The organism is candidate division WOR-1 bacterium RIFOXYB2_FULL_36_35 (genome assembly GCA_001771505.1).
In the GTDB taxonomy this organism is placed as follows: Bacteria; Margulisbacteria; WOR-1; order XYC2-FULL-46-14; family XYC2-FULL-37-10; genus XYB2-FULL-36-35.
Genome location: MEUA01000034.1, coordinates 40499 through 48100, shown reverse-complemented (window position 1 = coordinate 48100; position 7602 = coordinate 40499). Strand labels below are relative to the sequence as shown.

Genomic DNA, 7602 nt, shown 5'->3' with positions numbered 1-7602 from the left:
GATCAGCCGCGTATTTTTGTCCGTCTGTAAGCGACCACTTCAAAAAATCGACAAGAGTCTTTCCCTTTGCAGTATCTTTTTGGTTTTTGTGAACCAAAAGCCAGGTCATTCCGACAATTGGATAAGAATTTTTGCCGGGCGCATTTGTAAGGTCGGCTCTGAAATCTGACGGAATTTTGCTAAGAGCTCCATCGGCACTGGCTGAAGTAGAATCAAGAGATGGAATTACATAATATCCTGCCCTGTTCTTTAGAGATATAACAGAAAGGTTGTTTTCCATAGCATATGATAACTCAACATAACCAATTGCCCCTTCATTAACCTTAACAACTCCCGCAACTCCGGAATTTCCTTTTCCTCCGACCCCTACAGGCCAATTTACCGCTTTTCCGGCACCAACTTTTGAGGCCCAACCGGTGCTTACTTTGGCTAAATAATTTGTAAATATATCTGTTGTTCCGCTCCCGTCACTCCTATGAGCAACAGTAATTGCTTTATTGGGAAGATTTGCGGAAGGATTTAATTTTGCAATTGCATCATCATTCCACATTTTAATATTCCCAAGGAAAATACCGGCCAAGGAATTAGCATCAAGTTTTAAGCCTTTTATCCCCGGAAGATTATAAACAACTGATACTGCGCCCATTACAGTCGGGATATGAAGAATATCTCCTCCCGCTTTTGAAATTTCATCGTTTGTCATTGGAGCATCAGATCCTCCAAAATCGACAATGCCCGACGTAAATTGACGTATCCCACCTCCCGAACCTATTGGTTGATAGTTTATTTTGTTACCGGTCGCTTTTGAGTAGTCAGAAATCCATTTTGAATATATCGGGTATGGGAATGTGGCCCCCGCACCGCTTAAGTCAACAGCCATGGCCGCTCCCGAAACAAAAACAAGTGAAAGTAAAACTAATAACATTTTTTTTAACATCTTTTTTCTCCTCCTTAATCCCCTCTCCCTTTGGGAGAGGGTTCATGTCTTCCAACCCTCAAACCATCTATAAATTGGGGGAGGGCGCTGAGCAAAGGCTACATTTCGACTTTTGTATGAAAATATAGAGCAGTTGTTGTTGCGTTAGCTCTTGTTTGGCTTTGCGCATCTATGGCAAAATCAATATTATCCCCTGCTTTATATGTTATGCCGTAAAAAGCACGGTCTGTTTGATCATTAGAAACACTTCTGTTGGGATCATAATTATCCATACGCGCAAACAGAGTATACCTTGGATAAAGCTCATATTTGCCGCCAAAGCTATAGCCCGAAATTCCTGTTCCATAAATGTATTCACCATAAATAGTTCCCATATTATTTTTTAATCCAACCATTGTCCCAACCTGCCTGCTTGTTCCATCTGTATCATTAGTATCAATTCCTTTTATATTGCCAAATAGCCCAGCAATAATATTTCCTGTTTTTTCGTTTTCATAAACAGTTGAATTAAGCCTAATTCCAAAGTCTTTGCTTGTGTTGGTTTCGGCGGATTTATAGCCAGAACCGTTAATAAGTGTCGTATGATACTCAATTTCTGGTAGCCCTGAAGCTGATATTTTACCCAACGCCCCTAATCCAAAGTCGGCAGAAGACATAATCCCTTCATTATCAACAAGGCTCTTTGCTATAAAACGCATTCCAAGCATTTTGTCCGCCCAATCAATCCACACAGTATGCTGAAGGCCAACTTTTCCTGTTAAGTTGGGAAAAATCGAGGAAGAGATTCCAAGTGGTATTTCGACATACGCATATTTTAGATAGTCAGAAAGCTGCTGATTTCGGCTTTGGGTATCAACGCTTGTACTTAATCTTGCAACGTCAAGCGTTATACGAGCAGAAGCATTCCAATCAAGTTTATTTTTGAAATTGATGTATGCCCTGGTAACATCAAATCCGGTAGAGCCAGTCCCTGTATTAACCCAATTAAAATGAATTTCGGAGCTTACTTTTACATCACTGTTATCTTTTTTAACTTTGTCAATCTGACTCTTTAAATCTGTAAAGGCAAGGTTCATCTCTTCTTTTACATCTTGAACGCTTTCATCAACGCTTGCAAAATCATCCTCCACTTTAGCTTCTTCTAATTCTTTACTGGTTTTAGAAATCAGAGTTTGCACTTTTTTTATCCTGTCAAAATCCTTGTCAGCTTTTGCCTGCATAAGCTTCTGGTTGAGCTGTTCCAAATAAATTTTTATTTCATCAACAGTTGCCGCAATAGAAGCCGATGTAAATCCCAATAAAATGATTAAACTAAAAATTAATAAAGAAACTTTTTTCATAATATACCTCCTATTAAAAGAGCAAAACTTTGCGCCCCTACATCCGCTTACTGCTTTCTAATTTAATTCACCTCCCAATAAAAAAATCATTTAACAAACTTACAATTACATTATCCAGGAAGATTATTAAGAGAATATGAAGAAAATGTTACAAAAAGGTTACAAAGTTACTTCCCTCCCGCTAGACTATGAATCCCGATTATCATAATCGGGGTTAAGACTGAGAAGCTCTCTTTTTGAAAAAACTAGACATTAATAATTACTGGTTTATAATTAAGGGCGTGTTTCGAAATGTCATCCTGAGCTTGTCCTGAGCTTGTCCTGAGCTTGTCGAAGGATGAGCTTAACAACAATCAAATGGATAAAACAGAAATTAATTCAGATGAATTTAGAGCAAAGAGAGCGAGCCATGTCACATGGGCCGGACTATTTGTGAATTTAGCTTTAACTTCATTCAAATTATTTGCAGGAATATTTGGAAGAAGTGAAGCGATGATAGCAGATGCCATCCATTCATTGTCCGATTTTATTACAGATATAATATTGCTACTCAGCCTTAAAATAATAAAAAAACCTTCCGATAAGGATCATGATTATGGTCATGGGAAATTTGAAACACTTGTAACAACAATAATCGGCCTTACTCTCTTTTTTGTAGGTATCGGAATCTTGTATACCGGAGGAAAAAACATCTATTCAGTAATAATATTAAAAAATCCCCTCCCCACTCCAGGGATTATCGCTTTAATAGCCGCAGTTGTCTCCATAACAACCAAAGAATTACTTTATAGATACACTATCACAATCGGCGCTAAGATAAAAAGCCAGGCTGTAATCGCAAACGCATGGGACCATAGGGCCGATGCGTTTTCTTCTATCGGCGTATTGTTTGGAATCGGAGGGGCAATTTTACTCGGACAGAAAGGGACTATACTCGATCCTCTGGCCGCAATTATTGTAAGCTTCTTCATATTAAAAGCCGCTTATGTTATTTTGATAGGAAGTATCAATGAACTACTTGAAGAATCATTGGATGAAAAAACAGAAGATGAAATAGTTGGCATTGTAAAAACGACAAGCGGCGCAAAGGATCCGCATAATTTAAAAACAAGGAAAATCGGGAATAAAATAGTAATCGACATTCATATAAGAGTTTGTAGGACATTAAGCATCATTGAGGCGCACAATATTAATACTGAAATCGAAAATAAAATAAAAGGAAGATACGGAGAAGGAACTATTATAAATATTCACACCGAACCTGAAAAGCTTTAACCCTGATTATGATAATCGAGGTTAAAGTTAAATGCCAGGAAAAATTAAGGTAAAGGTAGAACCTGTCCCCTCATTACTTATTACATTTACTTCTCCATTATGCACACTCATAACATGTTTAACAATCGCAAGACCAAGCCCTGTCCCCCCAAGATCTCGTGAGCGGGCATTATCAACTCTATAGAAACGCTCAAACAACCTTGGAATATGGTCTTTTGAAATTCCTATTCCTGTATCTGAAATCGATATAACAACCTTTCCATCATTTTTTGCGCACGAAATCTTTACGCTTCCGCCATGATTACTATAGTTAACAGCATTATCCAAAACATTCAAAATAGCTCTATAAATATGGTCTTCTATGCCAAAAACAAAAATAGATTCTCCCTGACATTTTTTTCCAAATATTATATTTTTTTTCTGGGCTTTTTCCAGAACGGTATCTACGGCATGTTCCATAATTTTGGTAATATCGATCCTCACAAAAGGACCAAGCTCTTTTTTTGATTCCAGTTTTGAAATTTCAAGAATATCATCTATCAACGCCGAAAGATTTTTAGCATGTTTATCAATTTTCCCTAAAAATTTAATATTATTTTCTTTATCACCAATAGCCCCCAGGAGAAGAGTTTCAACATAACTGCGAATAGCTGTGAGAGGAGTCTTTAACTCATGTGAAACATTAGCAACAAATTCAGACCTGTGTCTCGTAAGTTTTCTTATTTCTGTAATATCGTGCAAAACACAAACCACCCCTAAAATATTTTTCTCTTCATCAATAACCGGATTGGCATTAGCATCAAAAACGCCTTCAAACGGAAGAACAACATTAATCTCTTCTTTTACTCGCTCGCCTGTTTTTAAAGATTTTTCAACAATATCGGTTATTTCGTTATTGCGAATAACTTCTCTTATGGTTTTTTGCAAAATCTCAGGCTCTGTAACGCCAAGTATCTTTTCAATCGCAGAATTTGCGAAGATAACCCTGCCTCTCCTGTCAACGGCCAAAACGCCTTCATTCATACTTGATAAAACGGCAGAAATCTGACTGTTTTTTGAAGAAAATTTTTGGATTGTAGTCTGTAGACTTTCATTCATAAGCTCCATCGATTTTTCCAGCTCTCCTATCTCAAATTTCGATTTATGAATTATTGTTTGAGGGAATTTGCCCTTCGCAATCATCTTTGCAATTTCAGACAACCTTATAATCGGATCTGAAAAAAACTTAGAGAAAAGAATGCTTACCGCCACAGCAACAAACAATGAAACAAACAAGGCAATAGTTGAGGCCCTATGAACATGATTTATAATTTCATTTTTATAAGGGATCGAATAAAGGGGGGAAAAAAACAAAAAAATAAACAAAAACAAGCTTAAAATAGATATACCAAAAAACGCAAAAAAAAGCGCATATTTAATTTTTTTAAAGCCTTTCATCTTTTAGCCTCAAACTTATATCCTACTCCACGCAAAGTATGGATATAGCTTCCCACCTTACCAAGTTTTTCCCTTAACCGTCTTATATGAACATCAACAGTACGAGTTTCAATTGCAACATCTATCCCCCAAACCTTATCAAGAAGCTTTTCACGGTTAAGAACCCTCCCTTCATTTTCGGCAAAATATTTTAAAAGGTCGAACTCTTTTGCAGTCAATTCAAGTTCTTTATTCAAAGCTCTAACGACATGTTTTTCTGAGTCTATTTCAAGATTAGAAAATCTGATAATAGGAGAATAAATAAGAGGGTCTTCTTTTCCATATCTTTTGAGAATTGCCTTTACTCGAGCCAAAAGCTCCCTCATGCTAAAAGGTTTTGTAATATAATCATCGGCTCCAAGCTCAAGCCCGACTACTTTATCAGTTTCAGACACTTTTGCTGTAAGCATAATTATAGGGATCTCTTTGGTTTTAGGATCGCTTTTTAATATTTTGCAAACTTCAAGCCCTGGGATACCAGGAAGCATAAGATCAAGTAAAATTAACTGCGGAATTTTATCTTTTGCAAGCTTTAGCCCGTTATGGCCGTCAAAAGCTTTTGAAACTTTAAACCCATCTTTTACAAGATTGTATTCTATTGCGGAAACAATATCTTTTTCATCATCAATTATCAAAATTTCCTGCATTACAAACATTTTACACCAGAGAGAAAAATTAAGCCATTATGTCTTCTGAAATTTCTCCCAAAGAGGATCTTCCATCAAAACAGGAGGGTATTCCCCTTTTTCATAAAGCTCAAGTATGGATAAAAATTCCGTCCATACAATAGGTGTCCCATCTTCTGTTCTAACCAATTTGACATCTCCTGAATCTTTTTTATGAAGAGATTCATACCCCTTTTCATATGCGGTTATAATATTTTGCGCAGAAAGAACATTAGTCTTCATGTAGTCTACAATCATCTGTAAAACAGGTTCTTCAAGGGCTTGACGATGCTCAGCAGAAACTACAATCTTACCATCATGATGTATCATCAACGCCTCTTCAGGAAAAAGTTTTCCTGTTTGATTGATCTCTTTAAGTCTCTCCGCTATCGCACGTTGTATCTCTTTTCCATTAAAAGTAAGGCTCTTTCTCTCCTTTGCCATATGAAACACATAGTCTGTTTGATGAAGTAGAATATGGCAAAGTATATAATTTATTATCCACTTTATCTCTCTTGCATTAAATTCCAACAGTCCAATTTCTTTTAAAATAACCCTTTTTAAAACTCTCTCAACACGAATCCTATCTTTAAATGATAAATCAATTTTTCGGGAAATAACATCTTTACACCATCTTACCTCATCCATAGGAAGGTATACTCCAAAGAAAGGAAATTTTTCTCTCATCTCTATTATTATTTTTGAATAAGGGTCTCTTTCTGTTTCTTTCCCTTCCACCAAGGAAACAGCCTCATTTGTTTTCATTTTAAACAGGTTCTCTTTCCCATCAATAAGAGGAACTTCTCCCCTAAAAATGGCTTCAAGTAACAAGATTTCATCAAAAGTAAGTCTACCTAATCCAAACCTTCCATTATATATTCGTTTTTTTTCTTTATATTTATGGTGAGATAATTTACCTGTAGATTCATCAAAAAATCTCTTCTTCAAAAATGAAAGAAATTCTTTATCTCTCGTATATGAATCCCATTCATACGTAACTCGTTTATCTTTATCTTTGTCATCTTTAGTAACAGGCTTAAACCCCAGTCTATAATAAATTTCTGTTTGAAGAGTGGTCCCCGGTTGACGCCGAGGAATCCCTGCTATATGCCCTCCTGTTGCTTCAATATATAAATGATACAAAAGCCTTGAAAATCTTGAAGCATCTTTTGCGCCAAGCCCATCCCAAGAGAAAAAATCGATTCTTACATTTCTTGCAATATCCAAAGCTTTTTCAGCCTGTTCTGCGTTATAATGGTTTTCTTCTATAAGATTTGTCAAGGATGGAGAAAGAATCTCCCTCCAATACTGAAAAACTTCATCTAATTGCTCTTTAAGGGGCCTATCTCCTACACTGATAACAGGAATAGAAGGTTTAACCGCATTAATTAATAAAGGGGGCTCAGTCTCCGTTTTTTTATCATCCTGAGCAACAAGCTCAGGAGCAATAATCCCTTTATCCGTAAGCTCTTTAATAACTCCTTCTAAAGTTTTCCCGTTTGGATTCATTACGACTTCAAAAATCGCAACTAAACCGTTCGTAACCTCTATCGTTCTCAATGGACGATTTACCTTAATAGATCTAATGCCACCAAAAATAAGCTTGTCACATAAACCTTTAGGATAAGAAGTATTCAATGCTAACAACTTATCAGAAACGCAAAAACCATCTGGAGAAATCGTTAAAACTTGAGAGTCTCCTGCCATACGCCTGACAGCAAATGCCATATCATATGCAAAAGGCTGAAACATACTTATCGGGCCAGCAGGTTTAAGCCAATCTGCTGCAACAGTCCTATAAGTTGACGATGAACCACCTTTTTTATAAGTAAAACTACTCCTCAAAACAAATCACCCTCTTTTTAAAAGTAATAATAAAACATTATTCTTGTTGACAAAGCTTCATCTT

The 7602-nt window shown here is 36.5% G+C and carries 6 protein-coding genes; 1 reads left to right on the top strand and 5 read right to left on the bottom strand.

Annotation, left to right across the window (positions count from 1 at the left end):
- Both A2290_01920 and A2290_01915 read right to left on the bottom strand, forming a co-directional pair.
- Nucleotides 1-937 (bottom strand): phosphate ABC transporter substrate-binding protein PstS (locus tag A2290_01920; GenBank protein OGC14587.1); only part of this gene is annotated, 937 nt, incomplete at its 3' end.
- 98 nt (nucleotides 938-1035) lie between these two features.
- Nucleotides 1036-2277, bottom strand: coding sequence for a hypothetical protein (locus A2290_01915; GenBank protein ID OGC14586.1), 1242 nt, complete (start codon nucleotides 2275-2277; stop codon nucleotides 1036-1038).
- A 357-nt stretch (nucleotides 2278-2634) separates the two neighbouring features.
- Here A2290_01915 and A2290_01910 point away from each other — a divergent pair, with 357 nt between their 5' ends.
- A complete protein-coding gene (locus tag A2290_01910; protein OGC14585.1) occupies nucleotides 2635-3552 on the top strand; it encodes a cation transporter in 918 nt (305 codons plus the stop codon).
- 27 nt (nucleotides 3553-3579) lie between these two features.
- Here the strand turns inward: A2290_01910 and A2290_01905 are convergent, their stop codons facing one another.
- Genes A2290_01905 through A2290_01895 form a run of 3 tightly spaced genes read right to left on the bottom strand, consistent with a single transcriptional unit; the run spans nucleotide 3580 to nucleotide 7538 of the window.
- Complete coding sequence (locus A2290_01905; GenBank protein OGC14584.1) at nucleotides 3580-4989, bottom strand: hypothetical protein; 1410 nt, start codon at nucleotides 4987-4989, stop codon at nucleotides 3580-3582.
- Nucleotides 4986-5675 carry a DNA-binding response regulator gene (locus tag A2290_01900; GenBank protein ID OGC14589.1) on the bottom strand — a complete coding sequence of 230 codons (690 nt, stop codon included), beginning with the start codon at nucleotides 5673-5675 and terminating at the stop codon, nucleotides 4986-4988. The genes A2290_01905 and A2290_01900 overlap by 4 nt, the downstream gene beginning before the upstream one ends.
- 36 nt (nucleotides 5676-5711) lie before the next feature.
- Nucleotides 5712-7538, bottom strand: a complete 1827-nt coding sequence (locus A2290_01895) for a hypothetical protein (GenBank protein OGC14583.1) — start codon at nucleotides 7536-7538, stop codon at nucleotides 5712-5714.
- Between the last annotated feature and the right edge of the window lie 64 nt (nucleotides 7539-7602).

What these genes read in the sequence shown, in the direction of transcription:
- A2290_01915 (OGC14586.1), bottom strand. Translation starts at nt 2,277, where the DNA reads ATGAAAAAAGTTTCTTTATTAATTTTTAGTTTAATCATTTTATTGGGA.
- A2290_01910 (OGC14585.1), top strand. Translation starts at nt 2,635, where the DNA reads ATGGATAAAACAGAAATTAATTCAGATGAATTTAGAGCAAAGAGAGCG.
- A2290_01905 (OGC14584.1), bottom strand. Translation starts at nt 4,989, where the DNA reads ATGAAAGGCTTTAAAAAAATTAAATATGCGCTTTTTTTTGCGTTTTTT.
- A2290_01900 (OGC14589.1), bottom strand. Translation starts at nt 5,675, where the DNA reads ATGCAGGAAATTTTGATAATTGATGATGAAAAAGATATTGTTTCCGCA.